At 62.4% G+C, this 22,087-nt stretch carries 25 protein-coding genes; 6 read left to right on the forward strand and 19 right to left on the reverse strand.

Annotated features, from left to right (window positions below):
* Positions 1-36: 36 nt before the first annotated feature.
* From AC1C2O_RS03430 to AC1C2O_RS03460, 7 genes are all read right to left on the reverse strand, one after another.
* Positions 37-462, reverse strand: coding sequence for a type II toxin-antitoxin system VapC family toxin (locus tag AC1C2O_RS03430; protein ID WP_495429046.1), 426 nt, complete (start codon positions 460-462; stop codon positions 37-39).
* A complete protein-coding gene (locus AC1C2O_RS03435) occupies positions 459-725 on the reverse strand; it encodes a type II toxin-antitoxin system Phd/YefM family antitoxin (protein ID WP_495429047.1) in 267 nt (88 codons plus the stop codon). Before AC1C2O_RS03435 ends, AC1C2O_RS03430 begins: the two co-directional genes overlap by 4 nt.
* Positions 726-808: 83 nt before the next feature.
* Entirely contained in the window at positions 809-1,096 is a 288-nt protein-coding gene (locus AC1C2O_RS03440) for a transcriptional regulator (protein ID WP_495429048.1), read from the reverse strand.
* Positions 1,093-1,539, reverse strand: a complete 447-nt coding sequence (locus AC1C2O_RS03445) for a hypothetical protein (RefSeq protein ID WP_495429049.1) — start codon at positions 1,537-1,539, stop codon at positions 1,093-1,095. The genes AC1C2O_RS03440 and AC1C2O_RS03445 overlap by 4 nt, the downstream gene beginning before the upstream one ends.
* 75 nt (positions 1,540-1,614) lie before the next feature.
* Entirely contained in the window at positions 1,615-3,972 is a 2,358-nt protein-coding gene (locus AC1C2O_RS03450; RefSeq protein WP_495429050.1) for an ATP-binding cassette domain-containing protein, read from the reverse strand.
* Positions 3,973-3,994: 22 nt separating this feature from the next.
* The gene (locus tag AC1C2O_RS03455; RefSeq protein WP_495429051.1) at positions 3,995-4,405 is read right to left on the reverse strand and encodes a VOC family protein; all 411 of its coding nucleotides are present in this window, start codon (positions 4,403-4,405) and stop codon (positions 3,995-3,997) included.
* Positions 4,402-4,809: a helix-turn-helix transcriptional regulator gene (locus tag AC1C2O_RS03460; protein WP_495431665.1), complete on the reverse strand. Its 408-nt coding sequence runs from the start codon at positions 4,807-4,809 to the stop codon at positions 4,402-4,404. Before AC1C2O_RS03460 ends, AC1C2O_RS03455 begins: the two co-directional genes overlap by 4 nt.
* Before the next feature lie 140 nt (positions 4,810-4,949).
* Between AC1C2O_RS03460 and AC1C2O_RS03465 the strand changes: the two genes are divergently transcribed.
* The gene (locus tag AC1C2O_RS03465) at positions 4,950-5,546 is read left to right on the forward strand and encodes an HdeD family acid-resistance protein (protein ID WP_495429052.1); all 597 of its coding nucleotides are present in this window, start codon (positions 4,950-4,952) and stop codon (positions 5,544-5,546) included.
* A 5-nt stretch (positions 5,547-5,551) separates the two neighbouring features.
* Here AC1C2O_RS03465 and AC1C2O_RS03470 read toward each other — a convergent pair whose 3' ends face one another.
* The gene (locus AC1C2O_RS03470) at positions 5,552-6,316 is read right to left on the reverse strand and encodes an SDR family oxidoreductase (RefSeq protein WP_495429053.1); all 765 of its coding nucleotides are present in this window, start codon (positions 6,314-6,316) and stop codon (positions 5,552-5,554) included.
* A gap of 120 nt (positions 6,317-6,436) precedes the next feature.
* Between AC1C2O_RS03470 and AC1C2O_RS03475 the strand changes: the two genes are divergently transcribed.
* The 4 genes from AC1C2O_RS03475 (at position 6,437) to AC1C2O_RS03490 (ending at position 9,103) form a co-directional block, all read left to right on the forward strand.
* Positions 6,437-6,910, forward strand: coding sequence for an NfeD family protein (locus tag AC1C2O_RS03475; RefSeq protein ID WP_495429054.1), 474 nt, complete (start codon positions 6,437-6,439; stop codon positions 6,908-6,910).
* An 8-nt stretch (positions 6,911-6,918) separates the two neighbouring features.
* Positions 6,919-7,851 (forward strand): SPFH domain-containing protein, encoded by a 933-nt coding sequence (locus tag AC1C2O_RS03480; RefSeq protein ID WP_495429055.1) that lies wholly within the window; start codon positions 6,919-6,921, stop codon positions 7,849-7,851.
* The gene (locus tag AC1C2O_RS03485) at positions 7,848-8,618 is read left to right on the forward strand and encodes a glycerophosphodiester phosphodiesterase family protein (RefSeq protein WP_495429056.1); all 771 of its coding nucleotides are present in this window, start codon (positions 7,848-7,850) and stop codon (positions 8,616-8,618) included. The genes AC1C2O_RS03480 and AC1C2O_RS03485 overlap by 4 nt, the downstream gene beginning before the upstream one ends.
* A 113-nt stretch (positions 8,619-8,731) precedes the next feature.
* Positions 8,732-9,103: an RNA polymerase-binding protein RbpA gene (locus AC1C2O_RS03490; protein ID WP_495429057.1), complete on the forward strand. Its 372-nt coding sequence runs from the start codon at positions 8,732-8,734 to the stop codon at positions 9,101-9,103.
* On the opposite strand, the gene lnt is transcribed toward AC1C2O_RS03490, so the two are convergent.
* Genes lnt through AC1C2O_RS03535 form a run of 9 tightly spaced genes read right to left on the reverse strand, consistent with a single transcriptional unit; the run spans position 9,100 to position 18,899 of the window.
* The gene (lnt, locus tag AC1C2O_RS03495; protein ID WP_495429058.1) at positions 9,100-10,638 is read right to left on the reverse strand and encodes an apolipoprotein N-acyltransferase; all 1,539 of its coding nucleotides are present in this window, start codon (positions 10,636-10,638) and stop codon (positions 9,100-9,102) included. The two genes, AC1C2O_RS03490 and lnt, sit on opposite strands and share 4 nt — an antisense overlap.
* Positions 10,639-10,649: 11 nt before the next feature.
* Positions 10,650-13,124 (reverse strand): DEAD/DEAH box helicase, encoded by a 2,475-nt coding sequence (locus AC1C2O_RS03500; protein WP_495429059.1) that lies wholly within the window; start codon positions 13,122-13,124, stop codon positions 10,650-10,652.
* Positions 13,121-13,888 (reverse strand): twin-arginine translocase subunit TatC, encoded by a 768-nt coding sequence (tatC, locus tag AC1C2O_RS03505; RefSeq protein ID WP_495429060.1) that lies wholly within the window; start codon positions 13,886-13,888, stop codon positions 13,121-13,123. Before tatC ends, AC1C2O_RS03500 begins: the two co-directional genes overlap by 4 nt.
* Positions 13,889-13,942: 54 nt before the next feature.
* Positions 13,943-14,194: a twin-arginine translocase TatA/TatE family subunit gene (locus AC1C2O_RS03510; RefSeq protein WP_495429061.1), complete on the reverse strand. Its 252-nt coding sequence runs from the start codon at positions 14,192-14,194 to the stop codon at positions 13,943-13,945.
* 54 nt (positions 14,195-14,248) lie between these two features.
* Positions 14,249-15,220 (reverse strand): helix-turn-helix transcriptional regulator, encoded by a 972-nt coding sequence (locus AC1C2O_RS03515; protein WP_495429062.1) that lies wholly within the window; start codon positions 15,218-15,220, stop codon positions 14,249-14,251.
* Positions 15,220-16,209, reverse strand: a complete 990-nt coding sequence (locus AC1C2O_RS03520; RefSeq protein ID WP_495429063.1) for a helix-turn-helix transcriptional regulator — start codon at positions 16,207-16,209, stop codon at positions 15,220-15,222. The genes AC1C2O_RS03515 and AC1C2O_RS03520 overlap by 1 nt, the downstream gene beginning before the upstream one ends.
* The gene (locus tag AC1C2O_RS03525) at positions 16,209-17,186 is read right to left on the reverse strand and encodes an FKBP-type peptidyl-prolyl cis-trans isomerase (protein WP_495429064.1); all 978 of its coding nucleotides are present in this window, start codon (positions 17,184-17,186) and stop codon (positions 16,209-16,211) included. Before AC1C2O_RS03525 ends, AC1C2O_RS03520 begins: the two co-directional genes overlap by 1 nt.
* Positions 17,187-17,196: 10 nt before the next feature.
* Complete coding sequence (locus tag AC1C2O_RS03530) at positions 17,197-18,213, reverse strand: tRNA (adenine-N1)-methyltransferase (RefSeq protein ID WP_495429065.1); 1,017 nt, start codon at positions 18,211-18,213, stop codon at positions 17,197-17,199.
* Entirely contained in the window at positions 18,210-18,899 is a 690-nt protein-coding gene (locus tag AC1C2O_RS03535) for an HAD family hydrolase (RefSeq protein WP_495429066.1), read from the reverse strand. The genes AC1C2O_RS03530 and AC1C2O_RS03535 overlap by 4 nt, the downstream gene beginning before the upstream one ends.
* A gap of 90 nt (positions 18,900-18,989) precedes the next feature.
* On the opposite strand from AC1C2O_RS03535, the gene AC1C2O_RS03540 reads away from it, so the two are divergent.
* Complete coding sequence (locus AC1C2O_RS03540) at positions 18,990-19,844, forward strand: PAC2 family protein (protein WP_495429067.1); 855 nt, start codon at positions 18,990-18,992, stop codon at positions 19,842-19,844.
* Here the strand turns inward: AC1C2O_RS03540 and AC1C2O_RS03545 are convergent.
* Positions 19,841-20,668 (reverse strand): undecaprenyl-diphosphate phosphatase, encoded by an 828-nt coding sequence (locus AC1C2O_RS03545; protein ID WP_495429068.1) that lies wholly within the window; start codon positions 20,666-20,668, stop codon positions 19,841-19,843. The genes AC1C2O_RS03540 and AC1C2O_RS03545 overlap by 4 nt on opposite strands.
* Positions 20,669-20,699: 31 nt before the next feature.
* Positions 20,700-21,995, reverse strand: coding sequence for a M20/M25/M40 family metallo-hydrolase (locus AC1C2O_RS03550; protein WP_495429069.1), 1,296 nt, complete (start codon positions 21,993-21,995; stop codon positions 20,700-20,702).
* Positions 21,996-22,087 lie beyond the last annotated feature (92 nt).

The raw sequence follows: 22,087 nt of genomic DNA on the forward strand, positions 1-22,087 counted from the left end.
TGACATAATGTGCATTATCGGCTTATCCGATGAGACTCATTCAGCGATATTTGCCACCGAAAGACCAGCTTCCAGCCACGGGCCCAATAGTGCGCGATCGCCGCTGGTTGCCAGCGTGTCGACGCCGGCAACGCTAAGCGCGCTGGCGCAATGCACGGCGTCGTAACCGCGAAGACGGAACTCTCGCGCACATGCCGCAGAGCTGAGCATTAACAGTTCGTCCAACTCCACAACGCTGACATCGGCCCACAGCTCATCGAGCAAAGCTCGGGCGTGGTCTGCCGCGGATTGATCGATCCGAGATGCGCGAGCCGCCGATGCGATCGCTGCGGCCACCTCGATATACGTTGCACGCGCTGAAACGAATGTGCGGGCGCTGGCCCACAGATGACGGCATCGGGCGCTCATCGGTTCCTCAAACACGAGCGGGATAAATGCCGACGCATCGAGGTACAAGATCATCGACGCTGCTCGATGACCAGATCACTGATCGTGACGCCGGGCCGCAACTTGATCGGCTCTGGTAGCTTTTTCCGGCCGGATCTGTTGGTCGGCGGTGTCACCCGCCCCTCAGCGATCAACCGCTCCAACGGACTTTCCTGATTGATCGGCACGAGCTTGGCCACCGGCTTACCGTGATCAGTGACGGTGATCTCCTGCCCCTCACGCACAGCCGCAAGGTGCCGACTCAAGCCATCACGCAACTCTCGAACACCAACATCCATGACACACTCCCCCGCTTATGGCGTCTTTACACTAAAAATTATAGCCATAAGCGAAAAAGCATCAAGACCTGGGAAAACTTCAGCTATCGAGCAGCCTCCGCCAATCGCTGCAGTTCCGTCACGTGCGCACGAAAAGCCGTCCGTCCGGCCGCTGTCAGTGCGAGCCAAGTACGCTGACGCCCACCCAGCGACCGCTTGGCGACGGTGAGGTACCCGGCATCCTCGAGCGCCTTCGCATGCTTGGAAAGCACCGAATCGGACACGCCAATCCGCTCCTTGGCGAACGAGAACTCGACATCTTCGACTTGCGCGAGGATGCCACACAGCTGGAGGCGCGCGGGAGCATGAATGACTGAATCGAGGGCGCTCACGGCGCCGGCACCTCTTTGAAATCTCGTCGCCAGACAAGCATCCAGACGAAGCCCAAGGCAGCGACCAGGACCGCTGCGATCGCTCCCATAATCACGCTGACCCAGACTGCGTCGGCCATGAACGAGACGAAGGCCAGGCCCGCGAGAACGACTGCCATCAGCACTACCACCCAGCGCGTCCGCTTCGGCCCGTAGCCAGGTACCCACCAGCCATGCGACTTGCGCCACCATGTCATGAACAACGGCACGCTCAACACAAATGCCAGTGGCAGAATCCAACTCCACGGCGATGAAAGCCCCTGAGAAGCGACGACCATTCCCGCACCAACGCCGAGCGCAAGGTGGTACCAGCCCTCCCCTGGCATCGCCGTTGCGTACCCTGAAGTCGCGGCATCAAGTCCCGCAAGCTCTGCGGATGCGTCGAAGCGTTCGTCGTTTTCCATATTGGAAAGCAATCACTAACTTTCCAATATGGAAAGTGGATTGTCGCGACAGACGCTGTTGTCTCCCTTCACACGTCACGCCCCGACATACTCGGCGAGGTACTCCCCCGTGACCGTCGATTTCGTCGCGACCATGTTTGCCGGCACACCCTCGAACACCACACGACCTCCATCGTGGCCTGCACCAGGGCCGATGTCGATGATCCAGTCGGCATGAGCCATGACTGCTTGATGGTGCTCGATCACGATGACGGTCTTGCCAGCATCCACCAGGCGATCCAGCAGCTCGAGGATCTTGTCTACGTCAGCTAGGTGCAGCCCGGTCGTGGGTTCGTCAAGAACGTAGACGTCGCCCTTATCCCCCATCTGAATCGCAAGCTTCACACGCTGCCGCTCCCCACCGGAGAGCGTCGACAATGGCTGGCCGAGTGACAGGTATCCGAGCCCCACGTCCTCCAGGCGTCCGAGGATCGTGACTACGGCTGGAATCTTGGCCTCGGCGGAAGCGAAGAACTCCCGCGCTTCGGAAACCGAGAGGTCCAGCACCTCAGTGATGTCCTTGCCCGCGAGCTTGTAATCAAGCACGCTCGCCTGGAAGCGCTTACCCCCGCAGTCCTCGCAGGGGGTCTCGATGGTGTCCATGAAACCGAGCTGCGTCACGATGACGCCCGTTCCCTTGCAACTCGGGCATGCACCCTCTGAATTGGCGCTGAACAACGCAGGTTTCACCCCGTTCGCCTTCGCGAACGCTTTCCGAATCGGCTCGAGCATCCCGGTGTACGTCGCGGGGTTACTGCGACGAGACCCCTTGATCGCGCCCTGATCGATGGATACAACACCCTCACGACGCGAAACCGATCCGTGAACGAGAGAACTCTTGCCGGAGCCCGCAACGCCTGTGATCACCGTCAACACGCCAGTCGGGATGTCGACGTCGACGTCCCGCAGATTGTTCTCATTGGCGCCGCGCACTTCGATCGCGCCCGTCTGCCGCCTCACCTCAGGCTTGAGCCTGGCGCGATCATCCAGATGCTCACCGGTGCGCGTACCACTGGCTTTCAGCCCTTCGACTGTCCCCTCGAAGCAGATCTCTCCACCGGCGCTGCCCGCACCGGGCCCGAGGTCCACCACATGGTCACCGATCACAATTGTCTCCGGCTTGTGCTCGACGACGAGCACGGTATTGCCCTTGTCGCGCAGTTGCAGCAACAGCTCATTCATCCGCTGGATATCGTGCGGATGCAGACCGATCGTCGGCTCGTCGAACACGTAGGTGACATCCGTGAGCGAGGACCCGAGGTGTCGCAACATCTTGATGCGCTGAGCCTCTCCCCCAGACAGCGTCCCCGACGGTCGTTCCAGGCTGAGATAGCCGAGCCCAAGGGTGACAAAGGCATTGAGGTTCGCGCTGAGTGAGTCAAGCAGCGGGGCTGCGCCGGGAAGGTCGAGTCCGCGCACCCATGCAGCGAGATCAGTCACCTGCATACGGCACGCATCAGCGATGCTGACACCGTCGATCTTCGATGACCGCGCGCCCTCGGTCAGTCGCGTCCCATCGCAGTCGGGGCACGTCGCGAACGTCGCCACACGCTCCACGAACGCGCGGATGTGGGGCTGCAGGGCATCGAGGTCCTTCGACAGCATCGCCTTCGTGATCTTCGGAATCAACCCTTCGTAGGTCATATTGATGCCGCTGATCTTGACCTTCGTTATCTCGCCGTACAGAAATAGCTGACGCTGCTTCTCGGAGAACTCAGAGATCGGCTTGTCCGCCGGATAGAACCCCGAATGCGAGAAGCCCTTCACCATCCAGCCGTCGGCGGTGTATCCGGGCACCATGATGGCGCCATCATCGAGCGACTTCGATTCATCGACGATCTGCGCCAGGTCGAGATCAGACACCGATCCCCTGCCCTCGCATCTGGGACACATACCGCCGAGGTAGATCGCGTCCTTGACGATCTTTTTCTCTCCACCGGGGCCGGTCATCACGCCGCTGGCCTTCTGCGTAGGAATATTGAAGGAGAAGGCGGTCGGCCCACCGATGTATGGGTCGCCCAACTTGCTGAAGAGGATCCGCAGCATCGCATTGGCATCGGTCACCGTTCCGACGGTCGATCGAGGATTCGCCCCGAGACGCTCCTGATCAACGATGATGGCAGTCGTCAGCCCTTCCAACACATCGACGTCAGGGCGAGGAACCGACGGCATGAACCCCTGCACGAAAGCGCTGTAGGTTTCGTCAATCATGCGACGTGATTCCGCGGCGATCGTGTCAAAGACCAGAGAGCTCTTGCCCGAGCCGGACACTCCGGTGAATACCGTCAGCCGACGTTTTGGAATCTCGACGCTGACATCCTTGAGATTGTTCTCCCGGGCCCCCTGCACACGGATCCAATCGTGAGTGTCTGCGAGATGAGAAGCGTCAGCCATCGTCTTCTTTCGTGTTGATTGGTCAAGCGGCCTGGTTGATACGGAGGAGATTGCCCGCGGGGTCGCGTACGGCGCAGTCTCGTTCGCCATAAGGCTGATCCATCGGTTCCTGCACGACGTCGGCGCCGCGCGCGACGAGTTGGTCGAACAGCCCGTCGAGATCGTCGCTTGCGAGGGTGAGTGCGCCGTAACTGCCCTTGGCGATGAGCTCGAGGATGGTGCGTCGTTCGTCATCGTTCAGCCCGGGATCGGTTGCCGGAGGATGCAGCACGATCGAAGTATCAGGCTGTCCGACGGGACCAACAGTCAGCCAACGGAGCCCGTCATAGCCGACGTCTTTACGCACTTCGAAGCCGAGAGTGTCGCGGTAAAAGTCGAGCGCGGCCTCGGCGTCGGTGTGTGGGAGGAAGGCGTAGTGAATTTTGATGTTCATGATGCCCAGGTTAGGTTCGCGGCGGTCCGTGGCGCTTCTTGATTCCTGATCGGTCTAGTGACCTGCTTGATCTGAAAATTGGGGATGCCTGTGACATCAACCGCGCGCTCGCGATAGACGCTCGGCGGCACTCCAACGAGTTCAGTGAAACGAGTGCTGAATGTGCCCAGCGAAGATGAACCTACCTCGAAACAGATCTCCGTCACGCTCAGGTCGCCCCGTCGCAACAATGCCATCGCTCTTTCCACACGTCTCGTCATCAGATATGAGTAGGGCGATTCGCCGTATGCGGCCTTGAACTGGCGGCTCAGATGCCCCGCCGACATGTGCACTCCTCGCGCCAGGGCCTCTACATCGAGCGGCTTGGCGTAGTCGCGGTCGATCCGATCGCGCACACGGCGCATCGTCACCAACTCGCGCAGGCGTTCTTCATCGATCCCTCGTATCGCCACGTTTCGATCCTGCCACGCAGCACTGACATTGCGGACCCCTGAGCGCTACGCTGAGCACGTCTGCCGCAGGACCAACAACGAAAGGCACCATCATGTCTGAACCACTCGCTGAAGCGAAGTCGCTGTTTAAGTCGATCCGTATCACTCTCGCGATCTCCGGAATCATCGCCCTGATTGCTGGCATCGTGCTGTTGGTCTGGCCGCTGAAAACCGCGATGCTCGTCACCGGCATCCTCGCGTCATACCTGATCATCGCCGGCTTGGTGTACGTGGGTCTGGGCATCTTCTCTGGCAAGAAGGGTGGGTGGGCACGCATCGGGCACATCGTGCTCGGGTTGCTTTACATCGTCGCCGGTGTCGTGGCATTCGTGAATCTTCCGGCCGCCACCGCGACGCTTGCACTCGTCACCGCGATTTTCCTCGGCGTGAGCTGGATCGTCGACGGTGTCGTGTCGCTCACCCTGCTGAACCAGGATGCCTCGAAGGCATGGACCATCATCTATGCGATACTCAGCATCGCAGCCGGCGTGATCCTGATCTTCTCGCCGCTGGTCGCCGCTGTCGCCCTCTGGTGGATCCTCGGATTCACGCTTGTGATCCTTGGCATCATCCAGATTGTCCGAGCCATCACCCTCGGCCGCGACGAGAAAAAGATCGCGAGCGTGTTCGAGCCGAGCGCTACTCAGTAACAGCTCTACTCAGTGACGAAATCGCTGGTGTCTCCTACCAGGCGGGTGTTGTCCGCTGGCACCTGATCGATCGCCGCACGAGCGATTTCCGCCGCGAACTCTGACACGTTGTAGAGCTTGCCGGCGGATTCGCGGCGCCCGGCGATCGCGCCTGGGTTCGCGCGCTCGAGCAGGGTAGCGGTGATGGTGCCCTCGATCATGTCCCCGGAGACGACCGTGAACCCGATCCCCTTCTCCGCAAGAGATGGGATCAGTTCACGCAGAGCATCCTCACCCGCACGCTTGGACAGCGCGACAGGCACGTACTCCGGCATCGTCGGTGTGGTGCGGATGAAGTGCGCCTGGTGGCTCGTCACGAACACGACGCGCGAACCATCACCGAGCAAAGGCAGCGCGGTGTTGAGAACGCTGAGCTGTGCGTCGCGGTTCAGCGTGAGGGCGTAGTCCTCGGCCATCCCGGCTTCCATGCCTCCTGAGGCATTGAGCACGAGAATGTCGAGGTGGCCGTACTCCGCTGTGACCTGTGCGAACATCTCGTCAACGGATGCCGGATCGGTCAGGTCTGCGCCCACGACGAGTGCACGGCCGCCGAGCTCGCGGAGCTGGGCCGCCAGCTTCTCCGCACGGGGAGCCTTGTTGCGGAAGTTGATGACGACGTCTGCGCCGGCCTCAGCAAGGTAGCGGACGGTGTCCGCACCGATGCCGCGGGAAGAACCGGTCACAAGAGCGACCTTTCCGGCGAGAGAACCTGCAGGCAGAACGTCGGTCACGGTGACTCCTTGTGGTGCGGGGAACGCCACGAAATGCGCGGCACCATCACTTTAGCAATGCCCTCTCGTTGCCCCGGTTGCGCCACAACACCGTGGTAAGTTGACGGCAAAGGAGGACCCATGAACGACGTATCTGTCTTCATCGAACTGGTCACCGAATGGGCATGGATCGGGTGGCTCGTTCTGATCGCTGTTTTCCTAGTGATCGAGATGCTCACGCTCGATTTCACGTTCCTCATGCTTGGCCTCGGAAGCGTAGTGGGACTCCTGACCGGTCTCGTCGGGCTTCCGGTATGGGGCCAGCTGGTCGTAGCCGCGGCGGCCGCTGCGCTGTTCATCCTTTTCATCCGTCCCCCGCTGCTTCGGCGCCTTCATCGAGGTGAAGATCCGACGAAATCCAACGTCGAAGCACTCATCGGACTTCGGGGCATCGCCCTCGCAGACATCACTCAGATCTCGGGGCAGGTGAAGGTGAGCAACGGCGACACCTGGACCGCCCGCACCGAAGCAGCAGTCCCCATCCCCGCGGGTGCCCCGGTCGCGATCTCCGCGATCAACGGTGCGACCGCCATCGTCCGACCCGTCAACGACTAGGAGGAACAGTGAACGACTCCTCGTTCATCCCCACCGCGATCGGATGGATCCTCGCCATCGCGGTCATCATCTTCGTGGTGGTGACCGTTGCGCGATCCATCCGAATCATTCCGCAGGCGTCCGCAGGCGTCGTGGAGCGGCTCGGCCGCTATCACAAGACCCTCGCACCCGGCCTGAACATCCTGGTGCCGTTCATCGATCGGCTTCGCCCGCTCATCGACATGCGCGAGCAGGTCGTGTCTTTCCCTCCGCAGCCGGTGATCACTGAAGACAACCTCGTCGTCTCCATCGACACGGTCGTGTACTTCCAGGTGACCGACGCTCGCGCGGCGACATACGAGATCGCCAACTATCTGGGCGCCGTCGAGCAACTCACGACAACGACGCTTCGTAACGTGGTCGGTGGGTTGAACCTCGAAGAGGCGCTGACCAGCCGCGACAACATCAACGGACAGCTGCGCGTCGTCCTCGATGAGGCAACGGGCAAGTGGGGCATCCGCGTCGGACGCGTCGAGCTGAAGGCGATCGACCCGCCCCTCTCGATCCAGGACTCCATGGAGAAGCAGATGCGCGCCGAGCGTGACCGTCGTGCTGCGATTCTCACCGCTGAGGGAACCAAGCAGTCCGCGATTCTCGAAGCTGAAGGTGCTCGCCAGGCCGAGATCCTCCGCGCTGAAGGTGACAAGCAAGCCGCTGTGCTCCGAGCGCAGGGTGAGGCCGAGGCGATTCAGAATGTCTTCAGCGCCATCCACCAGGGTGCCCCTGACGACAAGCTCCTCGCCTACCAATACCTGCAGATGCTGCCGAAGATCGCTGACAGTGAGTCGAGCAAGCTTTGGATCATTCCGAGTGAGCTCACCGAAGCTCTCAAGGGCATTGGCAGCGCGTTTACGCCTCGTCCCGGCGCTGGCCAGCCTCCCGCAGGCACTCCGGGCGCGTGACGCACCCGTATTTCAACAAGACACGGCATCCCCGAGTCCTCGCCCACCGCGGTTTTACGACCGCGTCGGGCGGGGACTCCGCCGTGTGGGAGAACACCGCAGGGGCGTTCGCTGCCGCGCATGCGGCCGGCGCGGAGTACATCGAGACCGACTGCCGGGTCACGGCCGATGGCGAAGTCGTGCTGTTTCACGACGAGACCTTGAGCCGGTTGCTCAATGATGATCGAGCGATTGCCGACGTTCGCTCAACCGAGCTTGCCGAACTTCTCGCCCCTCATGGCGGCTTACTGACCGTCGCTGAGATGCTCGATATGTTCCCGGAGAGTCGATTCAATATCGACGTGAAGACGGATGCCGCGGTGCCTCTTCTCGGCCCGATCATCACCCCGCATTCACACCGGGTGCTGTTGACCAGTTTCTCGGACGCGCGGCGCGTGCGCGCAGTCGCCGCAGTGTTGGCCGCCGGAGCCTCACTTCCACCCGCGACCTCGGCAGGTCAATCGAGCATCGCCCAGGTACGCTTGCTCAGCGCTCTGCGCCTCTCCCCCGCGCGGGCGCTAAGGGACATTGACGCGCTGCAGATACCCGAGCATTATGGGGGACTGAAGGTGCTAACACCCGCCTTGCTGCAGGCTACTCATCGCCACGATGTGGAAGTCCATGTGTGGACGGTCAACGAGGCGGAAGACATGCGCAGACTTATTACGGCGGGTGTCGACGGCATCGTCACAGATCGCGCCGACATCGCCCTAAAAGCCCTCTCCTGACGCGAAAGCACGCAGGGCTGGGATTCGCCTGTGAATACCGCCGGGATTCCGCGGACGTTGAGCGGGCGCACAGACGAGACCGGTATACCTGACAGCGACGAGAGGACCACAAAATGGCAGATCGCAGCCTGCGCGGCATCCGACTCGGCGCCCAGAGCCTACAGAGCGAAGAGGGCGTCGTTTTCATGGAACGCCGCGAGACCACATACAAGTGCGACGAGTGCGGTCACGTGACCTCACTGATGTTCGCGGCCGACGCTGAGCCGCCGCAGAAATGGGAATGCCGTACGTGCGGTGCTGAAGCCGTGCTTCGTGTCGATGGCAAGACCATCACACCGGATGCCACCGACGTGAAGATCGCACGCACCCACTGGGACATGCTGCTCGAGCGTCGCACACGCGACGAGCTGGAGGAGCTCCTCGAAGAGCGACTTGCGTTCATCCGTGCGCGTCGCGGAGCGGGCGATGTGAAGGTCGGCGCCTAGCGCCGACCACGGGCGCGCCACCACCCGAAAAGGAGCGCGCCCAGTCCGCCCCACAGCAGCATTTGCTGCAACCAAGGGCTAAGGACAACCCCCGCCGTGAGGCCGGTGCGAAGCTCGACATCCTCGAGCATCGCACCGGCCTCATCGGCGTTAACAGCCGCCAATGTCGAGCCGTCAGGCCGGATAATCTGACTGGCGCCGACGGTGGAGATGTTCACGACGCTCCGACCGGTCTCGATCGCTCGCATTCGAGCGAAGGCGAGCTGCTGAAGATTCTCGTCGGTTCCGCGGAAATCAGCGTTGTTGGTCTGGAACACCAGAACCTGCGCACCACCGTGTACGCCCTCGTGGATGACCTCGTCATAGATCACGTCGAAGCAGATGGCCAGTCCGACCAAGACGCCGTCCACGTCAACGAGTGGCGCATTCGTGCCGTGCGAATACTCACGGCCGATCAGTCCGATCAGGTCGGGGACGATCGCGTTGTAGAAGTCCCTATCGGGGACGTACTCCCCGAACGGCACGGGGAATCGCTTGTCATGTGTCTGCTCGGCGGTGCCGTCCTGAGTCCACAGCATCGAGGTGTTGAAGTACTCATCTCCCCGTCCGGTGGCCGCATTCGCCAGCAACGGAGCATCGACTCGCGTGGTGATCATCGTCATCCGGCGGGCAAGAGAAGCATCTTGGAACGGGTCGTAGTCCAGCCCGCCCTCTGGCCAGACCAGCAGATCCATGTCCTGACCGATCAGAGGCTCGGTCGCATCCAGCTGCGCCTGGATCACCGAATACGGCTCGCGCGTGTCGAAGTACCCGGTCGGCCCGTTTCCCTGCACTGCGCCAATGCGCATCGTGCCAGCGTCTGTGGTGGGAAACGCCGGCGTCAGTAACAGCACGGTGACCAGCAGCGCCGGGACGATGAGACGTATCGGTCGGCGCCAGAGCCGCAGGCGCACGCTCTCGATGATCATTGCGACAGCGAACACCATCAGGAAGCTGAGTCCGCTCACCCCCACCCAGGAGGAGAGCGCGCCCAGTGGACTTTCTGATTGCGTCATGCCGAGCCGCGCCCAGGGGAAGCCTGTGTAAGGCCAGGAGCCGAGGAACAGCTCTCTGCCCACCCAGAGCGCTGCAACGACCGCAGGAAGCGCTACAAGGCGTCCTATGACCCCTGGGAAGGCGCGAGGCAGCCACCGATACGCCAGTGCGATCGGAATCACCGCCACGGCGGTCAGACCCGCCTCGACCGATGCGAGCGCTGCCCACGGTATGACACCGAGGTACCGACTCGTCCACGAGACCAGAATGAAGAAGAACACCGCACCATAGACGAGGCCGACCAACAGCGCTCCCCCGGCTCTCCGACCGATCAGTGCGAGCAGCAGCAGAGCGATCGAGGGGAAGGCCAGCCACCAGATGCTTGCCGCCGGGTAAGAAAGATCCATCAGGAATCCCGCAAGAGCGGCCACCAGCACAGCCAGCCACAGTGGCATCAGCGGTCGGGGCCGTCGCACAGGGTCGGCAGCGGGTGTGGTCATCCGTCTCATTCTCACATCGTGGAATAGGCGACGATGCCGCGCCGTACGCCATCCAGAGCCTGTCGGGCTGTGCGGGCGATCGTGATGTCCTCCGCGACGATGGAGAGCTGGTCGAGAAGGTCGATCGTCTGCTTTGCCCAACGAACGAAGTCACCGGCTGCCATGTCTGCGTCGATCAGAACACGGTCCAGGAGCGCACCGCGCGCCCAGGCGTGCATGGCACCGGCAAGCCCGGCCGCGAGCGGTTCGGAACCCGGTAGGTGATGATCCTGCTCGAGGTCATCGAGTTCTGCCCACAGCACAGTGGTCTTCTCGTATGCACTTCGGAAAGCACCGCGCGGCAGTCCGCGCTCTCCCGAGTTCGCTTCGTCACGTCGCGGCTCGTAAACGAGACAGCATGCCATCGCGGCAAGCGACGGCGCATCCAACCCCTGCCAGAGGCCCTGGCGCAGAGACTCCGCCACCAGCAGGTCGCGTTCGCCGTAGATGCGACGCATCGTGCGCCCGGCATCCGTCAGCGCGGTGTCATCTCCTGTGCCGGTGACGTAGTCCAGCGTGGCGAGCACTTCGACGACACGGTCGAACACGCGCGCGACGGTGCCGGTGCGTGTCTCGATCTGCTGGCGAGTGCGGTCGGTCTGACGCTTGAGCTTCCAGTATCGCTCTGCCCAGCGTGCATGCGAGTCGCGGTCAGGGCAGCCGTGGCAGCCGTGCCGCTGCATGCGCGTGCGCAGCGATTGAATCCGTTTGAGACGCTTCTCGCGTGCGACGCGTGGCGCATGCGAATCCTGTTTGTTCTTCTTCTCCAGGTCGCTGAGCTCGCGGCGTATGCCGGCGTAGTCGAGGAAATCGCCATGCTCGCACTCCATCGCCGTCACATATCCCGACAGCGAGCCCTCGGCTTCGCGCACCTGACGAGCAAGACCGACGACCGCACGGTCCGCCTGGAACTGGGCGAACGACGATTCCAACACCTGACGCGCCCTTGGCCGACCGAACATGTCGATCAGGTTGACCGCCATGTTGTATGTCGGCCGGAAGCTCGAATTCAGCGGATAGGTGCGCCGAGACGCCAGCGCCGCAACCGCCTGGGGATCCATCCCCTCGGTCCACTGCACCACGGCATGACCCTCTACGTCGATGCCTCGACGGCCGGCACGCCCGGTGAGCTGGGTGTACTCCCCCGATGTGATCGCGACGCGGGCCTCGCCGTTGAACTTCTCCATCTTCTCCAGCACGACGGTGCGTGCAGGCATGTTGATGCCGAGCGCGAGCGTCTCGGTGGCGAAGACGACCTTGACCAGTTTGCGACGGTAGAGCTCTTCCACGACCTCTTTGAATGCCGGAAGCAGCCCGGCGTGATGCGATGCCACGCCTCGTTCGAGGTTCTCGAGCCAATCGAAGTACCCGAGGACGCCGAGATCTTCATCCTGCAGCGTGCGAGTGCGCTCTTCGACGAGTTCACGGATCTCGGCGCGCTCTTCCGCGTTCGTCAGCCGGATGCCGGATCGACGAACCTGCTGAACGGCTGCATCGCACCCCACTCGGCTGAAGATAAAGAAGATTGCCGGCAGAAGGTTGGTGCGCTCGAGAAGCTGAATGACATCTGGGCGATCCATCCGCTCGATGCGCTGAACGTTGGCAGCGCGCACTGGGCGACGCTCACCGCGGTTCGGGCGTGGTCCCTGACGGCCCGCATGCCTGTTGCTGTTGTACGACTGCGCGCGCTTGTTGTTGTCGTAACGCGAACCGGTCGACGAGCGAATGCGCATCAGCTCCTGGTTCACGGTCGCTGTGGCGATGCCGGCGCGGTCATCGAACAGCGGCAACAGGTCGTTGCGGACGAGCACGTGCTGTTCAAGCGGTACGGGGCGAATCTCCGAGACGATGACCTCAGTGCTGCCGCGCACGGTGTCGAGCCAGTCGCCAAACTCCTCGGCATTCGACACAGTTGCGCTCAGCGAGACCAAACGTACGGCCGGGGGCAGATGGATGATGACTTCTTCCCATACCGCGCCGCGGAAGCGGTCGGCCAGGTAGTGCACCTCGTCCATGATCACGTACCGCAGGTCGGCGAGACCTGCGGAGTCGGCGTAGATCATGTTCCGCAGCACCTCGGTCGTCATCACGACGATTCTGGCGTTGCCGTTGATGTTCGTGTCCCCAGTGAGCAGACCCACCTGATCAGCGCCGTAGACCTCGACGAGCTCACGGAACTTCTGGTTCGACAGCGCTTTCATCGGCGTGGTGTAGAACGCCTTGTCTTTCGCTGTCTGCATGGCGAGGTGGATTGCGAACTCGCCAACGATGGTTTTGCCCGCCCCAGTGGGCGCCGCGACCAGGACGCTATTCCCGCGTTCGAGTGCGTGGCATCCCTCGATCTGGAAGGGATCGAGATCGAACTTCTGCCGCGCCGCAAAAGCCTCGGTCTCTGGGTGGGATGCTTTGTTTCGTGCAGCGGCGTAGCGCTCTGCCGGAGAGGTCATACGACACTGTCCGGAAGAAGTCCCTGGGACTTCAGCCGCTTGTTTTTACGCCGATCGAACAGCATCGAGAGCAGGCTTGCGGCGAAGTACAACACGATGAGGATGCCGGCGAGTAAGAGCATCGAGAAGATGTCAGCGGCCGGCGTCGCGACGGCGGCGAACAGCGCGGACAGCAGGACAGCGACGCGCCACCCCTTGATCATTGCTTTGCCGGTGATGATGCCTGCGACATTCAGCGCCACCATGAAAACTGGCAGCACGAACGCGATGCCGATGACGATGATGAATTTGAAGATGAAGTCGTAATACTGCTTCGCTTCGAAGTAGTTGACACCACCTTCGGGCACGAACGTCGACATCACCTCGATCACGTGCGGCGCAACCATCACGGCGACATATGCGCCGCCGAAGAACAGCGGAATGGCTGCACACACGAAAGCGATCGTGTACTTGATCTCCTTGCGAGTGAGGCCAGGCATGATGAACGCCCAGATCTGCCACAGCCAGATCGGCGCGGAGAACACCATGCCGATCGCGAAGGCAATCCGCATTCGAAGGTCAAATCCTGACGAGACACCGGAGAACACGAACTGTGCAAACGGTGTGTCGGTTCCGCGCTGCTCGTCGAGAATCCGAATCGGGGATGTGATGTACCAGATGATCGGATCGGTCACGAGAATCGCGGCGACCATGCCGATCACCAGACCGATAACGGCGATGATCAGGCGACGGCGTGCTTCTTTGAGGTGTCCCCCGAGCGACATGCGCCGTTCATGACGGACAGTCGGGGGCGCCGGTGCGTCCAGCTCGGTCACGGCTTATGGAATGCGCGGAGGCGTGTCCTGGTTGGCGACTCCGTCACCTGAAGGCGTCACGGATTTCGGTGCCACTGCGGTGTCAGCCGAGGCCGCGGGCGCGTCGTCTTCCTTCAGCGCCTTCATCTCACCCTTGAAGAGCCGAGCGGACTGGCCGAGGCTTTTCGCGAGCGCTGGGAGCTTGGCAGCGCCAAAGAGCAACACGATGATGATCAGGATGATCCACAGGTGCGGTCCTGCAAAGAGATTGCCCATAGCTTGCTCCTCCAAATGGGGTGGCGTCGTGTCAGTCTAACCGAGCGTCATCGCTTAAGGGTGTCCGTAGAGCGCGAGTCCCGCCGCGGCCCACTCTCGTGTGGCCGAACGAGCACTGTGTGGGTCCTGCACCTCAAGTTGGCCGCCGAATCGCCCTGCAACGCGCTTGATGCCGCGTGGATCGGCCATACGAATGCGTACGGTGACGAATCCGTCGTGTGAATCCGAATTGTCTGCGTGCACGAAGTCGCCAAGCAGAGGCACCAGTCGCTCCGAAAGCCGCACCGTCACTTCGTCGTCATCGCCGATGCTGCGGAAAGCATCAGGAAGGTAGTCATCCGCGTGTGTGATCGGGATTTGCGTCAGTTCCGGCTCGCTCACTCGATCGAGGTGGAAGGTGCGCATCGCCTCGCGCAGATGACACCAGCCCTGCAGGTACCACTGGCCGTTCGTGATCAGTACCTGCACCGGGTCGACGGTGCGTGTGGTGGCTTCGGCATCCGGTGCCTGATAGCGGAAAGAGACTGCCACACCGGTGTTCACCGCGGTAGAGACGACGTCACGCACGTGATCGACTGCGCTCGGCGCGATCACAACATCCGCTGGTGCGTCCGCTGCTGCGCTTGAGAGTTTCGCAAGCAGACCTGCCACAAGTCCAGAATCCGCCACTGCCGGCACTGCGGCCACCACCTGCAGGCCGGCCAGGAGCGCGGCCGCTTCACGTGCAGTGAAGCGGGGTACGCGACGAAGGCCAACTTCGTTCGTGATCTCGATGACGTCTTCTTGATCGAGAAGATCCCAGTTGATGTCGAACATCTCCTGGGGTTGCTGCCAGTACCCGCCCTCACCGGGAAGGCCGATGACCGTGAGCTTTTCGACCATGCCGCGCATCTCCGCAGCGGTGACGTCGAATTCGCGTGCCGCCTCGTCAAGCGAGACCTGTCCGCGCTCCAGCAGGTATGGCACCAGCGTGAGGTAAGCACGCACACGATCCGCGGCCAGGGGCGCCTTCGGTTTTTCCGCCATCACGACTCCACGCTGTCGTTGTGCGTGGCGATCGTCGCTGTCAGACGAGCGATCACCGCGTCCATGAGAGAGGCAGGCTCCACCACGCGAACCTCTGGCCCGTAGGAGGCCAGCTCATCGGCAAAGACGTGGAGGTCAACGAATGGGACGCTGAATCCCTGTACCTGTGCGGTCGCACGACGTCCGAGGCGAAGCGCGGCCTCGGTGCCAGGGGTGATCTCAAGTAGCGCGGAATTGCGCGCCGCCACCGCTTCAAGCCCTGCCAGTGCGCGGTCGCCTGCACCGTCACGCAGACCTGCGTCGAACGACTTCTTCGTCACTGTGACGTCGCCGACGACCCTGCTGAGCAGAAAAGTCCGCTCGTCATCTGCGTCGAGGTCGATGCCATACACATGCCAGCGCGCTTCATAGTCAAGCAGAGCGAGTGGCTCCACACGCCTGTGTCTGGGCGACTGCTCTCCCGGCTTCAGATATTCGAAGGTGACGACTCTGCACTCCTCGATGGCCGACTGGAGAGGCGCGAAACTCGCTTCCCGCGTCGTGATGCGCGGCGCGAAGCCGATGATCGGCTCATCACCGTCGATGCCGAGCGCCCGGATCTTACGAACACCTGCTTGCGCATCGGCCGAAGATGAGCTTGCGCTCCACACGCTGCCCGCCAACTGCAGCACTGCGAGTTCTGCGGCGCTGAACTCGATGTCTTCCGGTAGGTCGTACTCGGCCTTCGGAATCCGATACCTCGCCTCACGGAGGTCGTTCGGCTCCCCAGGCTCACCAATCGTCTCGATCGGGACCCCGAGTGTGCGCAACTCGTCTTTGTCGCGCTCGAACATCTTCTCCAGCGCATCTGTCCGCGTGCCTGCCTCGGCTCGCTGACGGTACCCGGAAATGTTGTCGAGAATCTGCTGTTTTGTGAGCCCGATCTCCGTGGCCATCAGCGCCACGACAAGGTTTGTCTGACGCTCTTCAGGGGGAATCCGGGCTGCCATCACTGAGTCGCAGGTGCGGCAGGAGGATTAATGCCAAGGATGTCGACGACGAACACGAGCGTCGCATCTGCGGGAACGGCACCCGAGCCTTCTGCGCCGTAGCCCAGCTCCGGCGGAATGACGATGAGCACCTGCGAGCCGACGGTCTGCCCGACGAGGCCCTGAGAGAAGCCGGGAATCAACCCTGCTAGGTCGAAAGTGGCTGCTGAGCGGTCCCAGGACGAGTCGAAGACCGTCTTCTCATCCCAGGTGACGCCGGTGTAGTTGACGAGGATCTGATCGCCCTCTGCGATCTTCGCGCCGTCGCCCTTGAGAAGGGTCTGAACTTCGAGCTCTGTGGGGGCGGTGGTGTCCGGCACGATGATGCCGGGGCGTCCGTCCGGTGCACGGACGACGGTGGGCATGCCTGCTGCGTCGTTGTACTGCGGCGCCCCGTCGGCCTTCGACGGGAATGCTTTGGCCACATCGAAAATCGCGACCACCGCTTCATCTTCTTCCAGACCGAAGCCGGCCAGGTTCTCTGCGCCGAAGTCCTCGGGTGTGATCACTGCGAGCACCCGGCTGCCCCCGGTGGCACATTCGAGTGCCGTGCCGAATGCGGGGACGCGCTGTGCCCAGTAGTCGATGCTCACAAGCTGCGCCTGATCTTCTTCGTACGCGGTGCCGGCGACAAGCTCGCCCGTGTTCCCGGAAAACAGTGAGAACTCGATGACTGCGCTCTGGGTCGGGCTGGTCAGCGCGGGGCCGTCCCCGACGACGACGTCATTGAATGCGCTCTTCTGCGCTCCGATCGGAGTGAACATCTCGACTTCGGGCACTGAGCCGACGTCGCCTTTGATCGTTGCGATGTCTTCGAGCCCGCTTGTGGATGCTGCGCGATCGCACGCGGCACCACTGAACGCGGGGCCCGACGCGCACCCGGTCAGGGCGACGAGAGCGAGACTGAGTGAGGCCAGAACGGCAGACGTTTTACGCACGCGCTCCAGTCTATTGTGAACGTTGCTCAGATTCGCGCGACGCTGCAGCTTGGCGTGCGCCGTCTGCCGCCTTGGTCGCCTCTCGCACTCGCTTGCGCAGATTCTTGTCAGTGATCTCGCGGTCGCCGACGGCTCCTGGCGTCCAGGCGTCCACGTCCTCGTCGCCATAACTCGACTTCGATGCGCGACGTTTCACCTCAGGCGCGATCGTCCCAGGCGCGAGCCGACGTGCGGTCAGCAGGAATCCGGTGTGCGCGACCATACGGTGATCTGGTCGTACGGCGAGTCCTTCAACGTGCCAGCCTCGCACCATGGTCTCGGATGCATCCGGATCGGTGAACAGGCCGGTGCCGCGGATGTATTCGGCCACGCGTGAGAGCTGAGTGGCGGTCGCGACGTAGCAGAGCACCACGCCACCCGGCGTGAGCGCGTCGGCGACGACATCCATGACCTCCCACGGCGCGAGCATGTCCAGCACGACGCGATCCACCGTGCCATCCGGCAGTTCCGCCGGCAGTGCATCAAGCAGATCGCCGACGACGACCCGCCAGGTGTCTGGCGTTGCCCCGAAGAATGTGTCGACATTGGCTTTGGCGACCTCAGCGAAGTCGTCACGTCGTTCGAAGGACACCAGCGTTCCGTCAGAGCCGATGGCGCGCAGCAGCGCCAACGAGAGAGCCCCAGAACCGACGCCGGCTTCCACCACGATCGCGCCGGGGAAGATGTCGGCCTGCATGACGATCTGCGCGGCATCCTTCGGGTAGATGATCGCCGCACCTCGGGGCATCGACATCGCGAAATCTCGAAGTAGCGGACGCAGCGCGAGATACTCGTGCTCGGAGCTATTGGTCACCACAGAACCATCAGGCAGACCAATCAGATCACGATGCTTGAGCACGCCATGATGGGTGTGCAGCTCACCGTCTTCGGCCAGCGTGATCGTGTGCAGACGATTCTTCGGGCCAGTCAGCTGGACCCGGTCGCCTTCGCGAAATGGACCGCTCGGTCGTACGGCTGCGACACTCATCGCGCGGCCCCTCCGGTCTGTGTAGCCTTCGTGGTGTTGTAGAGCTCGATGACGTCGGCAGCTGTGCGTCCGGCCAGCGTCGGCCAGAGTGCGTGTGCACCGTGGCCATCAAGTGAAATCATGTGAGGCACGCCGAGAGTAACCGCGCCCGAGGCTGCTCCGGCCCGGAGGCCTGTCACGGAGTCTTCGATGACCACAGCATCCGCGATGTCGATGTTCAGAAGATCGGCCGCCTGCAGATACGGCGCGGGGTGCGGCTTCGGATGTTCGACATCGTCACCGGCGACGATGTACTCGAAGGCATCGAACTCGATGAGATCAACGACGCTGAGCGCCATGCGACGCAACGACATGGTCACCAACGCAGTACGAATTCCTGCGGAGTGGAGTTCCCGCAGCAGCTCTTTTGCCCCAGGACGGAAAGGCACTCCCTGGGTGGCAAGAGAATCGCGCACATCGTCGGTGAGCTTGTCGACGATCGCGCCGGGCGCCATGTCAACGCCCGCGGCGCGGAGGAGAATCGCGCTGTCGAGCAGGCCGTTTCCGACGAGTTGCAAGGCCTGCTCGTGCGACCAAGTGCCACCGAACGATTCGACCATCGTCGTCTCGGCCGCCATCCAATACGGCTCAGTGTCGACCAGTGTTCCATCCATGTCCCAGAGGACCGCGCGGGGCTTTTGACTCACCTCACCATGCTAGCCCGGCGCATGTCCCACACTGGCCGAGCGCCGACTAGCCTGGAGGGATACTCATTTTCAATCTGGATGGAGAAATCGATGAATGCGCTGGGAGACCGCGTCGTCGTCGTCGCCTTCGACGGCTGGAACGATGCCGGTGAGTCAGCGAGTGGCGCTATCGAGGTGCTCCGTGAGAGCGTCGACTACGAGCTCGTGCACTCCGTAGACCCAGAGCTGTACTTCGATTATCAGTACACCCGCCCATCTTCGAAGATGGATGCCACCGGACGCCGCGAGCTCCGCTGGCCAGAAGCTGCCCTGTGGCGTCCTGCCGAGCGGTCAACGGACGGATCCCCTGAGTTCTGGCTACTCACCGGCGTCGAGCCTGCACGTACCTGGCAGGCGTTCGCGAACGAGTTCATCGATGTCGCGCTGCGCGACGATGTCACCGGCTTCATCACACTGGGCGCGATGCTGTCGGACGTACCGCACACGAGGCCCATCTCGATCTTCTCGGCGAGTTCGAACGAACAGGTGCGCGAGACACTAGGGATCGAGCGTTCGCTGTATGAGGGGCCAGTCGGCATTCTCAGCGTCATCGAGCACTTCGCGGAGCGTGCTGGCATCCCTACCGCCAGCCTCTGGGCGAGCGTGCCGCACTATGTCGCGACCGCTTCTCCGTCGCCGAAGGCCACGCTGGCCCTGCTGGATCGGCTGGAGGAACTGACCGGTGTCGACATGCCCCGCGATCGCCTGCGCACGGACGCGGCGACGTGGGAAGCATCCATCGACGCCGCTGCTGCCGATGATGAGGACATGACCGAGTACATTCATCAGCTCGAGCGCACGAGAGACACCTGGGACTCCCCCGAGGCATCAGGCGACGCGATTGCACAGGCCTTCGAGCGCTACCTGCGTCGCCGCGGCGATGCGCCGGGTGACCACAAGCGCTAGCCCGCGATCACTCCGGTCGACAGCAGGATCAGCAGCGTGGCGCCGAGCAGGATGCGGTAGATCACGAACGGCAGGAAGCTGTGCTTCGAGATCCAGCTCATGAAGAACGCGATCACGCCGAGTGCCACAACGAAGGCGATGCCTGTAGCGGCAACCGTCTCACCCATCGTGAAGTACTGGTCCGGCGCATCCCAGCTTTTGAACAACTGGTAGAAACCACTGCCGAACACCGCGGGGATCGCGAGTAGGAATGCGTAGCGCGCCGCGGCCGCGCGTTCGTAACCGAGGAACAGCCCCATCGTGATCGTTCCGCCTGAGCGGGAGACGCCGGGGACCAGGGCGAGCGCCTGCGCGATGCCGAACAGCACACCGTGTGGGTAAGTGATCTGATCGAGTTTGCGACGCTTCGCGCCGACATAGTCTGCGACGCCGAGCAGGATGCCGAACGAGATCAGCATGATCGCCACGATCCACATCGAGCGCAGCACCGTCTCGATCTGGTCCTGGAAGAGCAGGCCAAGCACCACGATCGGGATGCTGCCGATGATGATCAGCCACCCCATCCGTGCGTCTGGGTCGTTACGCGGAAGCTTGCCGATCAGCGATCGGAACCAATGCCCGATGATGCGGGTGATGTCCTTCCAGAAGAACACCACGACCGCCGCCTCAGTGCCGATCTGGGTGATCGCGGTGAATGCTGCTCCCGGATCCTCGCCAGAGCCAGTGAAGGTCCCGACGATGCGCAGATGTGCGCTGGAGGAGATCGGGAGGAACTCGGTCAGTCCCTGGATGATGCCGAGGAACAGCGCTTCGAGCAGGTGCATAGAGAGACTTTCTGGATGGTGCGGAACTGGATCAGTATGTGCGCAGCAGGTCGGCCAAAACCTGGCGACCGAAGACAAGCGATTCTACGGGCACCCGCTCGTCAACTCCGTGAAACATCCCCGTGAAGTCGAGATCTGCCGGAAGTCGGAGCGGGGCAAAGCCATATCCAGTGATCCCGAGCCTCGAGAGCGCCTTGTTGTCGGTTCCCGCACCGAGAAGGTATGGAATGACCGGAACGCCTGGGTCATGGCGCCCCAACGCCTGCACCATGTTGTCGACCAAATCTCCTTCGAAAGGCGTCTCCATACCGATATCACGCACCACGGTTTCGATCATGATGTCGTCGCCTACGATTTGCTGCAGTTCGGCGAGAACGTCATCTTCCGTACCTGGCAGCACGCGAACGTCGATGAGCGCTTCAGCACGCTCAGGGATCACGTTGTGCTTGTAGCCGGCGGTGAGCGAGGTCGGGTTGGTGGTCGTGCGGAACGTGGAGCGCAGGAACGCCTCGGCGGGGCCGGATGCCGCGGCAAGAGCATCCGGATCATCCAATGAGCGCCCAGTGAGGTCGCTGAGGCCCTGTAGCAGCGCGCGCGTGGTCGCAGTGAGCCGGATAGGCCACCGCGTGCGCCCGATCGCGGCGACGGCCTCGGCGAGTTTCACCACGGCATTGTCGTCATGCAGGCGGCTGCCGTGACCGGCACGCCCCTTTGCGACGAGCCGAATCCAGATGAGGGCCTTCTCCCCCACCTGCAACAGGTACGCCCGGCGATCGTCGACAGTGATCGAGTAGCCGCCGACCTCGCTGATCGCCTCTGTCGCACCGGCGAACCACTCTGGACGATCCTTCACGACGAGCGCCGAGCCTTCGACACCCCCGTTCTCCTCGTCGGCGAAGAACGCCAGCACGAGGTCACGCTCAGGCTGCTCCCCCGCACGCAGGATGTCGGCGACGGAGGTCAAGATCATGGCGTCCATGTTCTTCATGTCGACGGCGCCGCGGCCCCACAGCATCCCATCGCGAACGTCACCCGCGAACGGATCGACGCTCCAGTCCTCTGCCATCGCCGGGACCACGTCGAGGTGGCCGTGCACGACGAGTGCTGGTTTGCTGGAATCACGTCCGGGAACGCGCGCCATAACGTTGGTGCGGCGTGGGATGGGCTCGTAATACTCCGGGGCGAGCCCGAGGCCTTCCAAATAGGCGCCGACGTACTCGGCAGCTTCGCGCTCACCCTCGGCTTTTCCGCCCCCGAAGTTCGAAGTATCGAAGCGGATGAGGTCACGCGCAATGCGCACGACTTCCGGATGCTGCGGCTGAGACATGAGTCAAGGCTATCGAAGCTGCCCGGCACGCCCGGGGTGCGCCTTGGTTCGTAGCCCCTGATCGGATCTGGTAATGTTTCTCTTCGGTCGGC

The organism is Microbacterium sp. Y355 (genome assembly GCF_059445345.1).

Excerpts from the sequence above, each read along its gene's own strand:
- AC1C2O_RS03430 (WP_495429046.1), bottom strand. The coding sequence starts at position 462 with ATGATCTTGTACCTCGATGCGTCGGCATTTATCCCGCTCGTGTTTGAG.
- AC1C2O_RS03435 (WP_495429047.1), bottom strand. The coding sequence starts at position 725 with ATGGATGTTGGTGTTCGAGAGTTGCGTGATGGCTTGAGTCGGCACCTT.
- AC1C2O_RS03445 (WP_495429049.1), bottom strand. The coding sequence starts at position 1,539 with ATGGAAAACGACGAACGCTTCGACGCATCCGCAGAGCTTGCGGGACTT.
- AC1C2O_RS03450 (WP_495429050.1), bottom strand. The coding sequence starts at position 3,972 with ATGGCTGACGCTTCTCATCTCGCAGACACTCACGATTGGATCCGTGTG.
- AC1C2O_RS03455 (WP_495429051.1), bottom strand. The coding sequence starts at position 4,405 with ATGAACATCAAAATTCACTACGCCTTCCTCCCACACACCGACGCCGAG.
- AC1C2O_RS03460 (WP_495431665.1), bottom strand. The coding sequence starts at position 4,809 with ATGCGCCGTGTGCGCGATCGGATCGACCGCGACTACGCCAAGCCGCTC.
- AC1C2O_RS03465 (WP_495429052.1), top strand. The coding sequence starts at position 4,950 with ATGTCTGAACCACTCGCTGAAGCGAAGTCGCTGTTTAAGTCGATCCGT.
- AC1C2O_RS03475 (WP_495429054.1), top strand. The coding sequence starts at position 6,437 with ATGAACGACGTATCTGTCTTCATCGAACTGGTCACCGAATGGGCATGG.
- AC1C2O_RS03490 (WP_495429057.1), top strand. The coding sequence starts at position 8,732 with ATGGCAGATCGCAGCCTGCGCGGCATCCGACTCGGCGCCCAGAGCCTA.
- lnt (WP_495429058.1), bottom strand. The coding sequence starts at position 10,638 with ATGACCACACCCGCTGCCGACCCTGTGCGACGGCCCCGACCGCTGATG.
- AC1C2O_RS03500 (WP_495429059.1), bottom strand. The coding sequence starts at position 13,124 with ATGACCTCTCCGGCAGAGCGCTACGCCGCTGCACGAAACAAAGCATCC.
- tatC (WP_495429060.1), bottom strand. The coding sequence starts at position 13,888 with ATGTCGCTCGGGGGACACCTCAAAGAAGCACGCCGTCGCCTGATCATC.
- AC1C2O_RS03510 (WP_495429061.1), bottom strand. The coding sequence starts at position 14,194 with ATGGGCAATCTCTTTGCAGGACCGCACCTGTGGATCATCCTGATCATC.
- AC1C2O_RS03515 (WP_495429062.1), bottom strand. The coding sequence starts at position 15,220 with ATGGCGGAAAAACCGAAGGCGCCCCTGGCCGCGGATCGTGTGCGTGCT.
- AC1C2O_RS03520 (WP_495429063.1), bottom strand. The coding sequence starts at position 16,209 with ATGGCAGCCCGGATTCCCCCTGAAGAGCGTCAGACAAACCTTGTCGTG.
- AC1C2O_RS03530 (WP_495429065.1), bottom strand. The coding sequence starts at position 18,213 with ATGAGTGTCGCAGCCGTACGACCGAGCGGTCCATTTCGCGAAGGCGAC.
- AC1C2O_RS03540 (WP_495429067.1), top strand. The coding sequence starts at position 18,990 with ATGAATGCGCTGGGAGACCGCGTCGTCGTCGTCGCCTTCGACGGCTGG.
- AC1C2O_RS03545 (WP_495429068.1), bottom strand. The coding sequence starts at position 20,668 with ATGCACCTGCTCGAAGCGCTGTTCCTCGGCATCATCCAGGGACTGACC.
- AC1C2O_RS03550 (WP_495429069.1), bottom strand. The coding sequence starts at position 21,995 with ATGTCTCAGCCGCAGCATCCGGAAGTCGTGCGCATTGCGCGTGACCTC.